This is a genomic window from Streptomyces humicola, assembly GCF_024436035.1.
Lineage (GTDB): Bacteria > Actinomycetota > Actinomycetes > Streptomycetales > Streptomycetaceae > Streptantibioticus_B > Streptantibioticus_B humicola.
Window position 1 is genome coordinate 419,362 of record NZ_JANFNG010000001.1, and the last position, 16,738, is coordinate 436,099.

Here is a 16,738-nt window from a genome sequence, read left to right on the forward strand (position 1 = left end):
GACTCCGATCAGCGCCGTCAGCCGCTGCCAGGGATCCCGGTCCTCACGGGCAAGTCCCGTCCAGTGCGATACCAGTTCGCGAGTCGCCCAGGTGACCGCCTCGGCCTTGAGACCGTCGCGCGTCTCGGGCAATGCCTTCGTCGAAGTCGGCGGGGACGGTGACACACGTACACCTTGGTGGCAGAGGAGGCGCCGCAAGATCAAATACCGGACTCGGCCTAGCCGAACGCCCTGGAACCCAGCAGCTCTTTGATGGGGTCGAGCGCGAAGTAGACCGCGAAGAAGCCGGAGACCAGCCACATGAGGCCGTGAACCTCACGGATCTTGCCGACCGCCGCCTTGATCACCACGTACGAGATGAACCCCGCGCCGATACCGTCGGAGATCGAGTACGTGAAGGGCATCACGGCGATGGTGAGGAAGGACGGGACGGCGATGTCGAGGCTGGTCCAATCGATTTTGCGGACCTGCGCCATCAGCAGGAACCCGACGCCGACCAGCGCCGGGGTCGCGGCCTGGGACGGGACGATGGTGGCCAGCGGGGCGAGGAACAGCGCGACGGCGAACAGCGCTCCGGTGATGATGCTGGCGAGTCCGGTGCGCGCGCCCTCGGCAACGCCTGCGGCCGACTCCACGTAGGCGGTGTTGGACGAGGATGATGCCGCACCCCCTATGACGGCGGCCATGCCGTCGATGAACAGCGCTTGGCCGATGCGAGGAATCCGGCCCTGGTCGTCCATCAGTCCGGCCTCGCTGCTGACGCCCACGATCGTCCCCATGGCATCGAAGAAGTCGCTGAGAATCAGGGTGAAGACGAAGACGATGGCGGTGGTGAGGCCGGCGTGCGTGAAGCCGCCGAGCAGGCTGAAGTGGCCGATGAGCCCGAAATCGGGGCTGGCCACGAGGTGCACTGGCAGTTTCGGTACGGTCATGCCCCAGTCGGCGTCGGGCACGCCGGCTGCCGCGTTGATGGCGATAGCCAGCAGGGTCGTGGTCGCGATGCTGATGAGGATGGCGCCCTTCACCCGCCGGGTGAGCAGTGCAATCGTGAGCAGCACCCCCAGGCAGAACACCAGGAGGGGCCAGCCGGTCAGGGTGCCGTCGGCGCCGAGCTGTACAGGGGTGGTGGTCTTGGCGGAGTCTGGGACCCGGCTGACGAAACCGGAGTCGACGAAGCCGATGAAGGTGATGAGAAGGCCGATGCCCACGCTGACGGCTTGCTTGAGCGGCTGGGGGATCACGTCCATGACCGCCTGCCGGAACCCGGTGGCGACAAGCACGCAGATGCCCAGCCCTTCCAGGACGACCAGTCCCATGGCGTCCGGCCAGCTCATGACCGGGGCGATCTGGAAGGCGACGACTGCGTTGAGGCCCAGTCCGGTGCCGATGGCCAGCGGAAGGTTGCCGCCCAGCCCCATGAGCAGGGTCATCACGGCGGCGGCCAGGGCGGTAGCTGTCACCAGCTGGGCCGCCGAGAGGTGATTCCCGTATTTGTCCGTACTGCTGCCAAGAATAATGGGATTGAGCACCAGGATGTACGCCATGGTGAAGAAGGTGGCGACACCGCCGCGTATCTCCCGGCTGTACGTCGAGCCGCGCTCAAAGATCCGGAAGTAGCGGCCGATCGGACCGCTGTCGGCGATGGAGGGGGGCGGCGGGGGCTGCACCGTGGAGGAGGGTGCAAATCCGGACATGGTGCTCCTTGAGGGGTTCAACAAATGTTTGAAGCGTGGGGGGGAAGCCGCCAGTTGTACTCCATAGCCCGTGCTCACGGCGAGAGCCGTGCGGCAACAGGTCGGGCACAAAGGGCAGTCGTTCAGGGCAGGTTACGAGTGGTGCACTTCGTCTCGGTGGCCCTCATGCGCGATCCGTTGGCGCCGGGCGCAGCGGACGAGGAGTTGACGCACGCTCCGTCGGGGCTACTCGGACGATGTTCCGGTGCGCAGATGGTCTTGTGCGTTGCCGGGCGTACGGGTGGTGGTCGGTCGGGGAGCGCGGCCGGGGGTGCGGGTGGCGCCGATAGAGGCGAGGGCTACCGCGAGCACTCCGGCCCATTGCGCGGTGGTGAGGTGCTGGCCGATGAAGAGCAGACCGATGAGTGCTCCGACTGCGGGTTCAAGGCTCGTCAGGATGCCGAAGGTACGAGGTGGCAGCCGACGGAGGGCCTCGAGTTGGGCGGTGTAGGGCAGGATGCTGGAGAGGATGGCGACAGCGGCGGCGAGGACGAGTGTGCCGGGGGCCAGGAGCCGAGTGCCCGCTTGGGCGATGCCGTAGGGCAGGCTGAGAAGGGCGCCCCAACTGACGGCGAGGGCCAGGCCTCGGCCGTCGGGAACGCGTTCGGCGAGCCGTTTGGCGACGAGGATGTAGCCGCCCCAGCAGCACCCGGCGAGCGTGGCAAAAGCGAGTCCTGTGGCGTTGAGCGAAACGCCCGAATGGCTGAGCAGCACGACCCCTGCCGCGGCGAGGCAGGCCCACAGCAGGTCGGTGGCACGGCGTGAGGCGAACAAGGCGATGGCAAACGGTCCCAGGAACTCCATGGTGGTGGCGGCGCCGAGCGGGAGCCGGTCGACTGCCTCGTAGTAGCTGAGGTGGTGGACGGCGAGCAGGGTTCCGGCGGCGGCGGCGACCCTCAAGGTGGCCCGGTCCCACCGCATCCCCGGCCGCCACACCGTGATGAGCACCACTGCGGCGATACACAGACGCAGGGTGACCACTCCGGCCGGCCCCACGAGCGGATACATCCGGGTGGTGAGCGCGGCGCCGCATTGCAGACCGACCACGCCGCCCATGACGAGCCCGGGGGCGGGCACGGCGCCCAGCCCGCGACTGATCGCTTCGACGACGTGCTCACGACGGGCGTTGAGCTGACTGATGGGTGGACCTCCGTCATCTCGGGCATGCGACGATCGCCTGCCACCTTCAAGGTTGAGCCGTTGTCGTCGCCCGGGCCCGACCGCCGCACCCCGGCGGGCATTTGGGTGACGGTGGCACGGTGGATCTTGGCTTTGAGCGTCTCGAAATACACAGTGGCCCTTCGCGGTTGCGTTTGGTCGGGCGGTGATCTCGGCGTCGCGACGCAGTGGAGCGTGCCATGGCGAAAACGTCGCCACAACCCCGTGATGCCAACGGAATCCGAAGGTCTGACGCTCTCCTTGCTGTGTAAAGCGCAGGCAGGTGCCCTTGTCTGTGGAAACCTCCGCGATCAGGTTTCCGTGGTGCTCAGCGAGGCCCGCCATCACGGCTTTGCTGGTTCTTTGCAGGGCTCGTCCGTTCCTCAGCCCTCCGCCGCCTTGGTGGCCTTGCCCGGGCCGCGGCGTGCACTGTCAGGGCCTTGGCCGGGGCAGGACGCTCGGGGAGACCTTCCCGCCCGGTGTCCTTGGGCGACCTGCCGCGTGAACGGGCTGATCGCGTAGGCCTGTCGCCCGTCCTGCCGGTGTCGCGCTGTTCGACGTGTTACCGCGCATCGGAGGCCGTACGGGCCGAGCGCGTCGCCCATTGCGGCAGTTGCGCGCCGAGGCAATCATCAAACCTCACACGAGCGCACCCGTTTGCTCGAGCAATGTCAACGTGTCGGCGACGGCTCAGTGCGATGGGTAGTGGTCCGCTGCTCGGCCTCGAAGGCTATGCACCGTTCACCGAAGGCCGGCCTCCTGTGAGCGCAATGCGGCTTCGGTGAGGGCGGTGGCGGTCGGCGACGAGCCGGCCGTGATGCTCAACACCTTCACACCCGACCTGTACGTGAACTACTTCCGCGACCTGCGGGACATGATCGCCGGCGGCCAGGAGCTGACCGCGCAGGCGACCGTCGGCGCGATGAGCCGCTACGCCACCGTTCCCGCCACCGACTTCGCGTAAAGACCTCCACCAACGAGGAGCAATGAATGACCAGTACCCTCCACACCCTGACCCTCGCCCAGGGCGACCTGGAGATCACGGTCGACGACCAGGGCCAGGGCCGTACGTTCGTGCTGCTGCACGGCGGCGGCGGCCCGCAGACCGTCACCCCGTTCGCCCAACCCCTCGCCGAGCAGCGGCCCGCGAGGGTGATAACGCCCGTCCACCCCGGCTTCGGCGGCACCACCCGGCCCGACTGGCTGCACGACATCCCCACCCTCGCCCAGACCTATGCACGCCTGCTCGACGAGCTCGACCTGCACGACGTCACGGTCGTCGGCAACTCCATCGGCGGCTGGATCGCCTCCGAACTGGCACTGCTCGGCTCCGACCGGATCAGCGGCTTCGTCCTCGTCAACGCCGTCGGCATCCAGGTCCCCGGCCACCCCATCGCCGACATCTTCCCCCCCTGACGCCCGCCGAGCTGTCCAAGCTCTCCTTCCACGACCCCGTGAAGTTCGCCATCGACCCCGCAGCCCTTCCCGGGGCCGCGCGTGCGGTGATGGCCGCCAACCGCGCCGCCCTCGCGGTCTACCAGGGCCCGCACTCCACGGGCGACCCCTCCCTGCGCGAACGCCTGGCCAAGGTCACGCGACCGACGCTCGTCGTGTGGGGCGAGAGCGACCAGGTCGTCGACGCCGACTACGGACGAGCCTTCGCCGCCGCCATCCCCGAAGCCGGCTTCCAACTGCTGCACGACACCGGCCACCTGCCTCAGATCGAGACCCCCGACCAACTCCTCGCCGTAGTCTGGGACTTCACCGAGAACCACGCCTGAGCCAAGGAGTGCCAGATCAATGGGCACCCGGCCATCAGCATTCCCGGCGGTACGGCGCTCGCGGGAGATCGTAGGGGACCGGCTCGTCACGCGACGCCTCTCGGTCCGGGCTACGCACCACCAGCACCGCGCCCCATTGACGAAGCCGCCCGCTCCACGCGTAACTCGTCCAACAGGCCGCCCTGCCGCACCGACGGACGCACAGCGCAGCTCGCGCCGCTGCTGCGGGCGGCTTCAGCTCAGGGCTCCGCCCATGGGTTCGGGCGCCGGACGGCGTCCATCAGGAGGTCGAGCATGCGGCCCAGCTGCTGGCGCCCGCCGGCCAGTGAGGTCGCTGTGAACATGCCGACGAGGGTGGCGACGATGTCGTCGGCGCGGACGTCGTCGCGCAGCGTCCCGGCGGCGATTCCGGCATCAAGGATGGTCTGCACCGCGGCGGAGAGCTGCTCACGCGCCTGGGACACGGTCACGGCACCCGACGCGAGAACCGCCCGTAGCGCGTCGGCCATCTCTCGCTTTGTCGTCGCGTAGTCAGCAAAGCGGTCCATCCAGCTGCGCAGTGCACGGTCGGGGTCCTTTGCACCGAGGAGTTCCTCGGCGTCGGCGCACAGCTGGGCCAGTTCCTGCCGGTAGAGCGCCTCGACCAGGGCCTCTCGGGTGGGGAAGTGCCGGTAGAGCGTACCGATCCCGACACCCGCGTCCCGCGCGATCTGCTCCAGGGGCACCGCCGCTCGCCCGGACGCGAAGGCAACGCGCGCGGCATCGAGCAGACGGGCGCGGTTACGCGCTGCGTCTGCACGGATGGGCTTGGTCCTGTGGTGGCCCGACATGATTCGGAGGATCCTCCGGTTATGCTATGGTCGTAATAGCGGAGGGTCCTCCGCATGATGGAACCACTCTGCCACGACAGGAGCGCGCGGATGACGGCAACCGCACCGCTGACCGATCCGTCCAAGACCCCGCCGGGGGGTACCGCGAAGCTGGCGGGACGTACAGTCGCTCGCATCGGCTTCGGCGCGATGCAATTGGAGCGCACGACGGTCGGACGAGACGCTCTTCTTGCCCTGCTGCGCCAGGCGGTCCGATGCGGCGTCAACCACGTCGACACCGCACACTTCTACGGCGTCGGCACCTGCAACGGCCTCATCCGCGAGGCCCTGGCGCCCTACCCCGACAACGTGGTCCTCGTCAGCAAAGTGGGCGCGGACAACGACGCCCGCGGCGCACTGGTCCCCGGGCAGCGGCCTGAACAACTGCGTGCCCAGGTCGAGGCCAATCTCGCGACGCTCGGTGTCGAGCGGCTGGACGTCGTGAACCTGCGGCGTCTCGACGCGCCTCCCGGCCTGATCGCCGAGGGAGACCAGAAGGTCGACCTCGACAGCCAGCTCGGCGAACTGACCGCGCTGCGCGACGCCGGCAAGATCGGCGGCATCGGACTCAGCAACGTCTCCGCCGGCCAACTCCGACAGGTCCTGCCCGCCGGCGTCGCATGCGTGCAGAACGCCTACAGCGTCCTCGACCGGTCCACCGAACCGACGCTCGCCCTGTGCCGTGAGCATGGCATCGCGTGGGTGCCGTTCTTCCCGCTCGGATCGGCGTTTCCAAGCCGCCCGAGAGCAACCGAAAACCCCACCGTTGCCGCCATCGCCGGCGATCTCGCCGCAACGCCGGCTCAGGTGGCACTCGCCTGGCTACTGGCACGCTACGACCACATGCTCCTGATCCCGGGAACATCTGATCCATCCCATTTGGCCGAAAATATCGCAGCCGGCAGCCTTCGACTCCCCCCGGAGGCGGTCGTAGCACTGGACCAACTCGCCGCGGACAGCTGAGGCGGCTCCGAGCAGACAGCTCGCGTACTCCCCATCGATCTCGTCAAGTTCGGCATCATCTCGTTGCTCACCCCGGGCCCGGCTGCGACGTCCCACCGGTGGCCACTGGCCGCAGCCGTCCAAGCCGTCAACCGCGATCGGGTCCCAGGTCTTCGTCGTCAGGTGTGACTGGTGAAGCCGGCGGACCGGCAGCGGGCACGACGTCGCGGCCGGCCTGACGCCGGTGGTCATGTGCCCGCGGTCACGGCTTTGAGCTCGTCGAGCGACTCCCGGATGAGGTGCGACAGGTCCCGCTGGTTGGCTTCGTTGATCCAGCGTTCGAACGCGATCTTGAAGACGGCGATCCCCGCCTCGGCGGCCAGACTCGCGGTCGGCTCTGTGACGCCGCGCCGGCGCAACGCGTCGGCGAGCGCCGAGGCGAGCGATGCGAGCTTGATCAGTTCGCGTTCTTGGAGCTCCGCGTTCGCGGCGATGACGGCCTGACGCTGTCGGGCGTGTTCGCGCCGCTCCCGGAACAGCGCGGAAACGGCCTCGAGGGTCGCGGCGATCGCATCGATGGGCGCTGCCGAATCAGGAGTGCTGGCGAGGGTGCTCACGAAGAACTCCTGCAGTGAGCCCGCGCCCGCGAACAGCACCTCGCGCTTGTCGGCGAAGTGCCGGAAGAACGTCCGCTCCGTGAGCCCCGCCCGCTTGGCGATCTCCTCCACGGTGGTCTGGTCGAAGCCGCGCTCGCTGTAGAGCTCCAGCGCTGCCTGCTCCAGCCGCCCGCGCGCGTTTGGCTCCCATCGACTCATGTTCCCGATCGTACGTGATGACAGCAGCTGACATGGGCGGTTGCGGTGGATGTCAGGAACTGTCATCGGCCTATCTCTTCCCGCAACCCTGCAGCGAGGACGGCCGACCCACCTGGAGGCTTTCGGCAGCTCCGCCATGAGCGAGTGGACGCGGCTGCGGTCGAGCCGGTACTTGCCGCACCACACCTCCACCTCGCCGCAGGCGGCTTGGGGCCCGGGCCGCTGCGTCTGCTCCCGCCAGCTGTCGAAAGGCACTGCCCGCTTCACGGCTGCCGCATCGGCAGGGGAGTCGGCGAGTACATGCCCCGTGCCATGTGGCAGCAGCACCGCGTCTCCGGTGCTGAGCGAGACCGGGGCGCCGCCGTCGGGCAGCAGCCAGCAGCCGCCCTTCAGCACGACATGGAATCCTGCGCCGTCGTACGGCGCGAGCCGCGAGCTCCCGCCCACCCTCACCCGGTTGGACGAGGGTTGCCGCCCTCGGGCGATGGGCGGCTTACAGCACGGAGTCGAGGACGTCTCCGTCAGCTGGGCCTCCTCGTGGAGGCGCGCAATGCGCTGGCCGCGGCGGACGCCGCCCGGGGCGCCGTCGCCGCCGCGACCCCGGGCAGCCCCATGCTCACGCCTCGCTGCTGCGGGCCCAGATGTTCACGCCGGATTCCTGTGCGTAGGCATCGATCTCGGCGAGTTCGTCGTCGGCGAACGGCGGTGCGTCGATCGCGGCGACATTGGCCTCGAGCTGGGCGACGCTGGACGCGCCGATCAGGGCGGAGGTCATCCGCGGGTCGCGCAGCACCCAGGCGATGGCGAGCTGGGCGAGCGACTGGCCGCGCTTGCGGGCGATCTCGTTGAGTGCGCGCAGCCGGGTGAGCACCTCGTCGGAGAGCAGCTTCGGGTCGAGGGACTTGCCTTGGGCGGCGCGGGATCCCTGCGGAATGCCGGACAGGTACTTGTCGGTGAGCAATCCCTGTGCCAAGGGCGCGAAGGCGATGCAGCCCATGCCCTGCTCCTCCAGGGTGTCGAGCAGCTCGTCCTCCTCGATCCAACGGTTGATCATCGAGTAGGAGGGTTGGTGAATGAGTGCGGGCACGCCCATCTGCCGGAGCAGCTCCGCCGCCTCCCGGGTGCGTTCGGCGCCGTATGAGGAGATGCCGGCGTAGAGGGCTTTGCCCCGGTGGACGGCGGTGGCCAGGGCGCCCATGGTCTCTTCGAGCGGGGTGTCGGGGTCGTAGCGGTGGGAGTAGAAGATGTCGACGTAGTCCAGGCCCATGCGCGTCAGAGACTGGTCGAGGCTGGCGGTGAGGTATTTGCGCGAGCCCCATTCGCCGTAGGGGCCGGGCCACATGTCGTATCCGGCCTTGGTGGAGATGACCAGTTCGTCGCGGTAGGGGCGGAAGTCCTGGTCGAGCAGGCGCCCGAAGTTGGCCTCGGCGGCCCCGTAGGGCGGGCCGTAGTTGTTGGCGAGGTCGAAGTGGGTGACGCCCAGGTCGAAGGCGCGCCGCAGGATGGCGCGTTGGGATGCGAGGGTGCGGTCGTCGCCGAAGTTGTGCCACAGGCCTAGGGAGATCGCCGGAAGCTTCAGGCCGCTGCGGCCGGTGCGACGGTATTGCATTGACGCGTAGCGGTCGTCGGCGGCCCGGTAGAGGGATCGGATGTCCATGGGGATCTCCTATCATGCCTGTTCGACACACTGGTTGGTGCGTTCCGGGTGCGCGGCAGTGTGGTGGCGGCGGGTTGTACGGTCTCGGCAAGCGCCTGGTCAGGCCGCATCGAGGCGGCTCATTTCCTCGTCGGTCAGGTTGAGGTCGACCGCGCCGCGGACACCGCTCTTGCCGAACTGGAGGGTCCTGCCCGGCAGGTGCTCGACACCGGCGTACTACTGTTCCCCAACCCCATCGGCCTGCCCCGCCCCGTGCGAACCGGCGGGACCTCCGTTGACGGCCTGTTGCCCGCCCCGGCCGTCACCGCCGAGTGTCACGGCGACGACTCCGGCGCCGGTCTCCCCTCGGGGGAGTCGGCGGCGCCACCCGACTCGGCCTACGCCGGCGCAACCGACGTGCTAGGGGCCTGGGGTGGGCGGCCTGGGCAGTGTGTGCTGTGTCAGCCACTCGTCAAGGGCCTGGCGCTCGGTTTTCCGCTGCCTGAAATCTTCGGGAGCTTCACTTTTGCTGGTGAAACGCCCTGAGGGCGCGGTTCGAAGCCCACATCCGCACGCGGATCATGGTGATGCCGTTCAAGGTGCCGTTTGCATGCCATGCCTGGGATGCTGCGTTCGCCTTGTCCTGCTCTGTCAGATCAGGCCAGCGCTCGGCGTCTGCGACGAGCTCAACGAAGAACTGATCAATGAGGCGCTCGGCCAAGCTGGCACACCTCCTCGCCTGGTGGTGCTACTCCCAGGTTCTACCTGCGCATCAACCGTGCCGAGGGCCATTCGGCCCCCGATGGGACCTGATCGGGGCGGAGGGCTGAGCGGCTGTGCCCGCTCGTCGAGCGCCTGGGCACCGACCGGGGGAGTGTGAGGCTGTCTCTTGGTCTCGTGGCCGGTTGGAGGAGCTTGCCGTTCGGCAGGGCACCTCTGCGGAGTGGTAGGTCAGTCGCGGGGGCGTTGCTTGAGCTTGGTCCAGACGGTGTTCAGCGCCTCGATGTCCTCGTCGTCGAGGAGGTCGTCGAAGGGCTCGGCCAGGGCCTGGCGGCGGGTGGCGTCGGCCTCGGCGAACGCTCGGCGGCCGGCCTCGGTGAGTGCTATCAGCACCGAGCGGGCGTCGGAGCGGGAGGGGACGCGCTCGACCAGTCCTCGGGCTCGCAGAGCGTCGACGACCCGGGATACCTGGCTGCGGCTGAGCAGGGTCTTGGCGCCCAGTTCGGAGGCGGCGACCGGCTCGGTCCGGCCGTGCAGCCACAGCATCACCTCGAACCAGGACAGCGGCAGGTCGTGCGCTCGGACGAGGGCCTGGTCGACCTGGGCGGTCAGCGTCGAGCCTGCCCATACCAGGCCGTAGAAGGCGTGGTCGCGGGCGGGCAGTTCTCCCAGGGTGAGGTCGTCGCGGGCCATGACGTGCATCATACGCGGTTGCGTGTGTGTGCACACAAGTCATATGGTGTGTGTGCACACACGGAAATGCGAGCAGAGAAGAGACCGACATGGCCAAGACCGTCCTGATCACCGGTGCCTCCTCCGGCATCGGCCTGGCCGCCACCGTCGCCGCGGCCGAGGCGGGCTGGACCACCATCGCCACCATGCGCGACACCAGCAAGGCCGACGCCCTGCACAAGGCCGCCGCCGAGGCCGGCGTCGCCGACCGCGTCCACATCAAGCGCCTCGACGTGGTCGACCCCGAGCTGGTGACCGCCTGCATCGACGAGGCCATCACCGAGTTCGGGCAGCTGGACGCCCTGGTCAACAACGCCGGCGCCGGCCAGGTCGGCACCATCGAGCAGGGCACCGTCGAGGACGTCCGCGCCACCATGGAGGTCAACTTCTTCGGGGTGGTGAACACAACCCGGGCCGCAATGCGGCACCTGCGTGCCTCCGAAGGCCGGCTGATCACCGTCACCAGCGTCGGCGGCGTCGTCGGCCAGCCGTTCAACGAGGCTTACTGCGCTGCCAAGTTCGCGGTCGAAGGTTTCATGGAATCGCTGGCCCCTGTCGCCGCCACCGTCGGCGTCAGCGTCACCGTGGTCGAGCCCGGCGCCGTGGCCAGCGCGTTCGTCGCCAACGTGGGCCTGGACCTGCCCGCCATGCTGGCCGCCGCGGGCCCGTACGCCCCCGCCCTGCAGGCCTATATCGACCGCACCACCAAGTCCTTCGGCAACGCACAGACCCCCGCGCAAGCCGCTGCGCCGATCATCGAAGCACTCACCGCCGAGCAGCCCGCCTTCCGCGTCCAGACCTCCGACTGGGCCCGTCAGTTCGCCGGCACCAAGCTTGCCGACCTCGACGGTTCCGCCGTCCTCGCCCTCACCAACACCTGGGTGCGCTGACTGCAGGGCCTCCCCGCACGGCGCCGTCAGGACCACTCGAACAGTGCTGTCAGACCGCGCCGCCTCCGAAGTCGCCGCCGGCACCAAGGGCTTCCGGCACCAAGGGCTTCCGGCGCCGGACGGCGTCGGCGGAGCGGGCGGCGGCCGTGGCCGTGTGTGTGCACTGCTAAATGTTGACGGTGTCAGTCTATCTACGCAACTCTGATGGTCAGGGCAGTGAGTGGCGAGGAGGTGTCGTACGGTGGAGTGGACAGGTGCGCGTTACGCGGACAAGCCCACGGTGGAGGTGCGGATCTGGGTGGACGCACCGCCGGAGCGAGTGTGGGAGTTCGTCTCCGACGTGGAGCTGATGCCGGAGATGAGCGACGAACTCCAGACCGTCGAGTGGCTCGACGGAGCCACTCGACCCGCTCTGGGGGCCAGGTTCATCGGTCGCAGCAGGCATGCGGCCTTGGGGGAGTGGGCGACCACCTCGCACATCGTCGAGTGCGAACCTGGCAGGGTGCTCGCGTGGGCGGTGCAGGACCCGGCTCAGCCCAGCGCGATCTGGCGCTTCCGCCTCGAACCGAGGGACGGCGGAACCGAGCTGTCGCAGTGGATGCAGATGGGCCCCGGTCGCTCCGGCCTGTGTTCCGCCATCGACCGCATGCCGGACAAGGAGCAGAAGATCGTCTTCGTGCGGATGCGCGAGTTCGAGCGCAGCATGACCGTCACCCTGGCACACATCAAGACACTGGCGGAGGCCTGATGCGGACCGCGACGACGGTAGAGGCGTCCGGCTTCGGCTCCTGGACGGAACAGAGGGACTTCGTCGTCGAGGCGGAGAAGCTCGGCCTGGACATCTGCTGGGTGGCCGAGGCGTGGGGCTCCGACGCGCCCTCCGCCCTGGGCTACTACGCCGCCCGCACCGAGCGGATGCTCCTCGGCTCGGCTGTCATGCAGGTCGGCACGCGCACCCCGGTGGCTGTCGCGCAGACGGCGATCACCGTGTCCAACCTGTCCGGTGGGCGGTTCCTGCTGGGCCTGGGCGCTTCCGGGCCCCAGGTGATCGAGGGCCTGCACGGGGTGCGGTTCGCACGTCCCCTGACACGCGTCCGCGAGACCGTGGAGATCGTGCGGCGGGTGCTGGACGGCGGGAAGATCTCCTACTCGGGCACCGAGTTCCAGATTCCACTGCCCGGCGGCGAAGCGGTGCCCATGAGGCTGTCCCTCCACGCCGAGCACCCGATCCCGATCTACCTCGCCGCGCTTTCGCCGGCCATGCTCCGGCTCACCGGCGAGGTCGCGGACGGCTGGCTCGGCACCAGCTTCGTGCCCGAGGGCGCGGCCGATGCCTACTTCGCGCATCTGGACGCAGGGCTGGCCCGCAGCGGGCGTATTCGCGCAGACCTCGACGTCTGCCAGGGTGCCGAGGTGGCCTTCGCACCCGACGAGGACGCGCTGAGCGCGATGGTCGCCGGCCGCAAGAAGGAGCTGGCCTTCAGCCTGGGCGGCATGGGCTCGGCGTCGACCAACTTCTACAACCAGGCATACAGCCGCCAGGGCTGGGCTGAAGTGGCCGAGGAGGTGCGTCAGCGCTGGCAGGCAGGCGACCGTGACGGCGCGGTGGGGCTGGTGACCGACGAGATGGTACTGGCGACGACGTTGATCGGCACCGAGGACATGGTCCGGCGGCGGTTGCGCGTCTGGCGTGATGCCGGCGTGGACACCGTCCGGCTCTATCCGGCCGGGGAGAACCTGGACGCCCGGCTCACCACTTTGGCCAGGGCGATCGGGATGGTCCGGGATGTCGGACGGGTCTGACCCGGCTGCGCACGGCTGCCAGCAGCAGGGTTTCTCAATGAGACTCCGTATGCTCGAGGTATGAAGCGTACGTCGTTCGCGAGCTGGCCCTGCTCGATCGCACGCACCATGAATCTGCTGGGCGACTGGTGGACCCCGCTCGTCCTGCGGGAGGCGTTCTACGGGAGCCGTCGCTTCGATCAGTTCCAGAGGGAGTTGGGAATCGCCCGCAACACGCTCGCCGACCGGCTGCGCCGGCTGGTGGACGACGGACTGATGGAAAAGCGCCTCTACGAGAGCGAGCCGCGCCGCTGGGAGTACCTGCTGACGGAGAAAGGCCGGGACTTCTTCCCGGTCCTGGCCGCGATGTCGCGGTGGGGTGACCGGTGGCTCGCGGGGGAAGAAGGCGCTCCGGTCACCCTCCACCACGATGCGTGCGACCACGACGTCCACGCCGAGGTGGTCTGCTCCGCGTGCGGTGAGACGTTGCAGGCCGAGGACACGTCAATGAGGATGGGCCCCGGGTATCCAGAGCGGCTCAGGACACGGCCCGACGTGCAGCGCCGATTCATGCAGCCCTGACGTGTAGTTGACGAGGTCACGCATTGTAACTTCTCGCCGACGGACGGTCGCGAAAACGGCCTGGGACAGGAACAGCCTGCCGACGTGGCGTTCCAGGACGGCCATCTGGAACTTCACCAGCAGGATTTCTATGTCTTTGTCCCGCTCACTCAAGGCTGGCAGGCGTAGGAGCGTGCGAGTGGCGGCCAGCCCATCCCGGGATCCGCGGTCACATGTTCTTCGCGCCTGCCTTGATGGCTTCGCGGATGCGGGAGTAGGTCCCGCACCGGCAGATGTTGCGCAGTTCGTCGATGTCGGCGTCGCTGATCTCGCGGCCTGCCGCGCGGACCTGCTCGACCTTGGCGACGGCTGCCATGATCTGACCGGGCTGGCAGTAGCCGCACTGGGCAACGTCGTAGTCCAGCCAGGCCTGCTGCATCGGGTGGAGCTCCTGCCCGACGGTCGCGGGCAGGCCCTCGATGGTGGTGATCTCGTCGGTGGGCCCGATGTCCTTCACCTGTACCGAGCACGGGTTGAACGCCTTGCCGTTGATGTGGCACGTGCACGCCTTGCAGACGTCCAGTGCGCAGCCGTACTTCGGTCCGGTGACGCCGAGCAGGTCGCGCAGGACCCAGAGCAGCCGCACGTTGTCCTCGGCTTCGACGGTGATCTGCCGGCCATTGAGCATGAAAGTGTGAGTGGGCATGGGTCCCTCAGAAGGTTTGGTCGAGGCCGTCGGTGGGGGATTGCGGCGTGGACGGTTCCAGCGGAAGCGGCACGAAGCCGAGGGTGCCGTGGTTGATGGGGAAGCGAGTCGGCATCGTTCCGGTGGCCCGGGCGTAGGCACAGGCGACCGCGGCGAAGGATGGTGCCACGCCGAGTTCGCCGGCGCCGCTCGGGTTGTCGCTGGTGTTCGGCATGACGATCACCTGCAGATCCAGCGGGGAGTTCCACTCCCGGGTGTAGAAGTAGTCGTCCCAACTGCCTTCCAGTGGAATGCCGTTCTCGATGTGCAGGCTGGAGGTCAGGGCCAGCGCGATGCCGTCCTGCATGCCGCCGATCATCTGCGCTTCCAGCCCTCGGGGGTTGATGGCGAATCCGGCGTCGACCACGATCAGCGCCTTGGTCACTCGTGGGCCACTCACTCCGTCACGGATCGGACGGTTCACGGTCTCAGGTGTGCAGTCGATCTCTACGAGGGCTGCCGCCGCGCCCCGGTACTCCGCGTGCAGTCCAATGCCTTGGGCGATTCCGGCCGGCATCGCCCTGCCCCAGCCGCCTGCCTCGGCCGCCTTGTCGAGCACGGCGAGCAGCCGCTGGTCCTTGAGGAATTCGCGGCGGAACTGCACCGGGTCCTTCCCCATCTTCTCGGCCAGCCGGTCGACGACGAGTTCCTGCGCGCACACCACGTTCGGTGAGTAGATATTGCGCATGCTGCCGGTGTTGAACTGCAGCGGAACCTCGTTGAGGAGCTGTGTGGTGATGCCGAAATCGTAGGGGGAGGACTGGGTCAGTTCGAAGATGGTCTCCGCGAAGCTGAGGTTGCCGGCGACCGGCAGATGCGCTGCCGTCGCTGTGATCATTTCGCCGAGGCCGTGGCCGAAGTCGGTCTGGACGCTGGTGTGCCGCTGTTCGTAGCTGATCACGTTGCCCAGCGCGTAGGTGGCCCGGACCCGGGAGATGCACATCGGGTGGGTCCGGCCCTGGCGGAAGTTGTCGGTGCGGGACCAGGACAGCCTCACCGGCTTGCCCATCTTCTGCGAGGTCTCGGCCGCCTCGGCGGCCACGTCGTGGAAGAGATGCCTGCCGAACGAGCCACCGCCCTGGATGACGTGCACTTTCACTGCATCCACCGGCAGTCCGAGCTGCTTGGCGATCTCCTCCTGGGCGACGATCGGCACCTTGAGGCTGGCCCAGATCTCCGCGCTGTCGGACCGCACATCGGCGATCGCGTTGTCGGGTTCGAGCGGGCTGTTGCTGGCGAACGCGAAGGTGAACTCGGCGTCGATGGACTCGGTCAGCAGGGGCGGTACGGTCATGGGCAGTTGGGCCGCGCGGAGTTTGCTCTCGACGGTGGCGTCGGACTCGCCGTCCACCGTCCCCGGGCCCCAGGTCACATCCAGCACTTGGATGGCGTCGATGCACTGGCCGAACGTCTCTGCGCGCACCGCCACGCCGTGGGTGATGGCGGCGACGTCGGTGACGCCCGGCATGGCCCGCACAGTGTCGGCGTTGTTGACGGACACCACCGTGCCGTTGATCGTCGGCGGCCGGGCCACCATGGTGGGCTTCGCATTCGGGACCTGCATGTCCATCCCGAACTGCTTGCGGCCGGTGACGATGTCGTAGGCATCGATACGGTTCTGCGGCGTGCCGAGGACGGCGAACTCGGACGAGGGCTTGAGCCGGGCGGTCACCGCGACCGTCTGGGCGCTGGCCGCTGCCGCGGTGAGCGACCCGTAGTCGGCAGCCCTGCCGCCCGGGCCGGTGACGACGCCGCCCCGGGTGGTCAGCTCGGAGGCGGGGACGCCCCACTGAGCGGCCGCCGTGTCCACCAGTCGCTGCCGGGCGATGGCGGCGGCCGTGCGGACCGGGATGTACATGCTGCGCATCGAATTCGAGCCGCCGGTGAGCTGGTTCATCAGGAGCTCGGGCCGCGCGTCCGCCAGAGCGACGGACACCTTGTCCATCGGCAGGTCCAGCTCTTCGGCGACCATCATCGCAATCGCCGTGGTCATGCCCTGGCCGACCTCGGCACGGGGGACGGCGAAGTACGCAGTGCCGTCCGTGTTCACGCGGACAGCGATCAGGCCTGCGGTGGGCGCCGCGGCGAGGTTCTGCAGGTCCCCGAGGTCGAACAGGTCCTCCGGTTGGGGCAGGGACGGGACGGCAGCCTGTGCCTGTGGCGGGTCGGCCGCGCCGGCCGCCCAGTCGACGGCCACCGCGAGCGTGGGCGCGGCGAGCAGATATCCGAGAAAGCGGCGGCGGCCCGGTCGGCTGCCGCCGTCGGACGGCTCCTCGGCCCGATCCTGCGGCGAACGACTCTGCTCGGCCATGGGCGTTCCTCTCCCGCGGACACCTGGTTGCTCTGAGCTGCGGAGGAGAGTGCCACGCCGCTC

General features: G+C 68.6%; 17 protein-coding genes and 2 pseudogenes. 9 read left to right on the forward strand and 10 right to left on the reverse strand.

Features of this window, described 5'->3' with window-relative positions; genetic code table 11:
• Positions 1–218: 218 nt before the first annotated feature.
• Entirely contained in the window at positions 219–1,694 is a 1,476-nt protein-coding gene (locus NGB36_RS02015) for an NCS2 family permease (protein ID WP_255918252.1), read from the reverse strand.
• Between the two features lie 225 nt (positions 1,695–1,919).
• The gene (locus tag NGB36_RS02020; RefSeq protein WP_255918253.1) at positions 1,920–2,810 is read right to left on the reverse strand and encodes an EamA family transporter; all 891 of its coding nucleotides are present in this window, start codon (positions 2,808–2,810) and stop codon (positions 1,920–1,922) included.
• 880 nt (positions 2,811–3,690) lie between these two features.
• On the opposite strand from NGB36_RS02020, the pseudogene NGB36_RS02025 reads away from it, so the two are divergent.
• The 3 genes and pseudogenes from NGB36_RS02025 to NGB36_RS02035 all read left to right on the forward strand — a co-directional run.
• Positions 3,691–3,855 (forward strand): annotated as a pseudogene (locus NGB36_RS02025) (cupin domain-containing protein); the annotation flags it as partial.
• Positions 3,856–3,881: 26 nt separating this feature from the next.
• Entirely contained in the window at positions 3,882–4,307 is a 426-nt protein-coding gene (locus NGB36_RS02030) for an alpha/beta fold hydrolase (RefSeq protein ID WP_255918254.1), read from the forward strand.
• A gap of 38 nt (positions 4,308–4,345) precedes the next feature.
• Positions 4,346–4,672, forward strand: coding sequence for an alpha/beta fold hydrolase (locus NGB36_RS02035; RefSeq protein ID WP_255918255.1), 327 nt, complete (start codon positions 4,346–4,348; stop codon positions 4,670–4,672).
• A 239-nt stretch (positions 4,673–4,911) separates the two neighbouring features.
• Here NGB36_RS02035 and NGB36_RS02040 read toward each other — a convergent pair whose 3' ends face one another.
• Complete coding sequence (locus NGB36_RS02040) at positions 4,912–5,502, reverse strand: TetR/AcrR family transcriptional regulator (protein WP_255918256.1); 591 nt, start codon at positions 5,500–5,502, stop codon at positions 4,912–4,914.
• Positions 5,503–5,592: 90 nt separating this feature from the next.
• Between NGB36_RS02040 and NGB36_RS02045 the strand changes: the two genes are divergently transcribed.
• Positions 5,593–6,504 carry an aldo/keto reductase gene (locus NGB36_RS02045; protein ID WP_255918257.1) on the forward strand — a complete coding sequence of 304 codons (912 nt, stop codon included), beginning with the start codon at positions 5,593–5,595 and terminating at the stop codon, positions 6,502–6,504.
• A gap of 227 nt (positions 6,505–6,731) precedes the next feature.
• On the opposite strand, the gene NGB36_RS02050 is transcribed toward NGB36_RS02045, so the two are convergent.
• The 3 genes and pseudogenes from NGB36_RS02050 to mgrA form a co-directional block, all read right to left on the reverse strand.
• Positions 6,732–7,298 (reverse strand): TetR family transcriptional regulator, encoded by a 567-nt coding sequence (locus NGB36_RS02050; protein WP_255918258.1) that lies wholly within the window; start codon positions 7,296–7,298, stop codon positions 6,732–6,734.
• A gap of 120 nt (positions 7,299–7,418) precedes the next feature.
• Positions 7,419–7,784 (reverse strand): annotated as a pseudogene (locus NGB36_RS02055) (cupin domain-containing protein); the annotation flags it as partial.
• Positions 7,785–7,914: 130 nt separating this feature from the next.
• Positions 7,915–8,955, reverse strand: a complete 1,041-nt coding sequence (mgrA, locus tag NGB36_RS02060) for an L-glyceraldehyde 3-phosphate reductase (protein WP_255918259.1) — start codon at positions 8,953–8,955, stop codon at positions 7,915–7,917.
• A gap of 48 nt (positions 8,956–9,003) precedes the next feature.
• On the opposite strand from mgrA, the gene NGB36_RS02065 reads away from it, so the two are divergent.
• Positions 9,004–9,480 carry a hypothetical protein gene (locus NGB36_RS02065; RefSeq protein WP_255918260.1) on the forward strand — a complete coding sequence of 159 codons (477 nt, stop codon included), beginning with the start codon at positions 9,004–9,006 and terminating at the stop codon, positions 9,478–9,480.
• Here the strand turns inward: NGB36_RS02065 and NGB36_RS02070 are convergent.
• Entirely contained in the window at positions 9,455–9,655 is a 201-nt protein-coding gene (locus tag NGB36_RS02070) for a hypothetical protein (RefSeq protein ID WP_255918261.1), read from the reverse strand. The two genes, NGB36_RS02065 and NGB36_RS02070, sit on opposite strands and share 26 nt — an antisense overlap.
• 230 nt (positions 9,656–9,885) lie before the next feature.
• Positions 9,886–10,347: a MarR family winged helix-turn-helix transcriptional regulator gene (locus NGB36_RS02075; protein WP_255918262.1), complete on the reverse strand. Its 462-nt coding sequence runs from the start codon at positions 10,345–10,347 to the stop codon at positions 9,886–9,888.
• Positions 10,348–10,397: 50 nt separating this feature from the next.
• Between NGB36_RS02075 and NGB36_RS02080 the strand changes: the two genes are divergently transcribed.
• The 4 genes from NGB36_RS02080 (at position 10,398) to NGB36_RS02095 (ending at position 13,640) form a co-directional block, all read left to right on the forward strand.
• Entirely contained in the window at positions 10,398–11,276 is an 879-nt protein-coding gene (locus NGB36_RS02080; protein WP_255918263.1) for an SDR family NAD(P)-dependent oxidoreductase, read from the forward strand.
• A gap of 241 nt (positions 11,277–11,517) precedes the next feature.
• A complete protein-coding gene (locus NGB36_RS02085; RefSeq protein ID WP_255918264.1) occupies positions 11,518–12,024 on the forward strand; it encodes an SRPBCC family protein in 507 nt (168 codons plus the stop codon).
• A complete protein-coding gene (locus NGB36_RS02090; RefSeq protein ID WP_255918265.1) occupies positions 12,024–13,079 on the forward strand; it encodes an LLM class flavin-dependent oxidoreductase in 1,056 nt (351 codons plus the stop codon). Before NGB36_RS02085 ends, NGB36_RS02090 begins: the two co-directional genes overlap by 1 nt.
• A gap of 60 nt (positions 13,080–13,139) precedes the next feature.
• Positions 13,140–13,640 (forward strand): winged helix-turn-helix transcriptional regulator, encoded by a 501-nt coding sequence (locus NGB36_RS02095; protein ID WP_255918266.1) that lies wholly within the window; start codon positions 13,140–13,142, stop codon positions 13,638–13,640.
• 208 nt (positions 13,641–13,848) lie between these two features.
• Here the strand turns inward: NGB36_RS02095 and NGB36_RS02100 are convergent, their stop codons facing one another.
• Both NGB36_RS02100 and NGB36_RS02105 read right to left on the reverse strand, forming a co-directional pair.
• Entirely contained in the window at positions 13,849–14,325 is a 477-nt protein-coding gene (locus tag NGB36_RS02100) for a (2Fe-2S)-binding protein (protein ID WP_255918267.1), read from the reverse strand.
• Positions 14,326–14,332: 7 nt separating this feature from the next.
• Positions 14,333–16,675 (reverse strand): xanthine dehydrogenase family protein molybdopterin-binding subunit, encoded by a 2,343-nt coding sequence (locus tag NGB36_RS02105; RefSeq protein WP_255918268.1) that lies wholly within the window; start codon positions 16,673–16,675, stop codon positions 14,333–14,335.
• Positions 16,676–16,738: the final 63 nt, after the last annotated feature.

What these genes read in the sequence shown, in the direction of transcription:
- NGB36_RS02045 (WP_255918257.1), top strand. Translation starts at nt 5,593, where the DNA reads ATGACGGCAACCGCACCGCTGACCGATCCGTCCAAGACCCCGCCGGGG.
- NGB36_RS02040 (WP_255918256.1), bottom strand. Translation starts at nt 5,502, where the DNA reads ATGTCGGGCCACCACAGGACCAAGCCCATCCGTGCAGACGCAGCGCGT.
- mgrA (WP_255918259.1), bottom strand. Translation starts at nt 8,955, where the DNA reads ATGGACATCCGATCCCTCTACCGGGCCGCCGACGACCGCTACGCGTCA.
- NGB36_RS02095 (WP_255918266.1), top strand. Translation starts at nt 13,140, where the DNA reads ATGAAGCGTACGTCGTTCGCGAGCTGGCCCTGCTCGATCGCACGCACC.
- NGB36_RS02090 (WP_255918265.1), top strand. Translation starts at nt 12,024, where the DNA reads ATGCGGACCGCGACGACGGTAGAGGCGTCCGGCTTCGGCTCCTGGACG.
- NGB36_RS02030 (WP_255918254.1), top strand. Translation starts at nt 3,882, where the DNA reads ATGACCAGTACCCTCCACACCCTGACCCTCGCCCAGGGCGACCTGGAG.
- NGB36_RS02015 (WP_255918252.1), bottom strand. Translation starts at nt 1,694, where the DNA reads ATGTCCGGATTTGCACCCTCCTCCACGGTGCAGCCCCCGCCGCCCCCC.
- NGB36_RS02075 (WP_255918262.1), bottom strand. Translation starts at nt 10,347, where the DNA reads ATGGCCCGCGACGACCTCACCCTGGGAGAACTGCCCGCCCGCGACCAC.
- NGB36_RS02105 (WP_255918268.1), bottom strand. Translation starts at nt 16,675, where the DNA reads ATGGCCGAGCAGAGTCGTTCGCCGCAGGATCGGGCCGAGGAGCCGTCC.
- NGB36_RS02050 (WP_255918258.1), bottom strand. Translation starts at nt 7,298, where the DNA reads ATGAGTCGATGGGAGCCAAACGCGCGCGGGCGGCTGGAGCAGGCAGCG.
- NGB36_RS02100 (WP_255918267.1), bottom strand. Translation starts at nt 14,325, where the DNA reads ATGCCCACTCACACTTTCATGCTCAATGGCCGGCAGATCACCGTCGAA.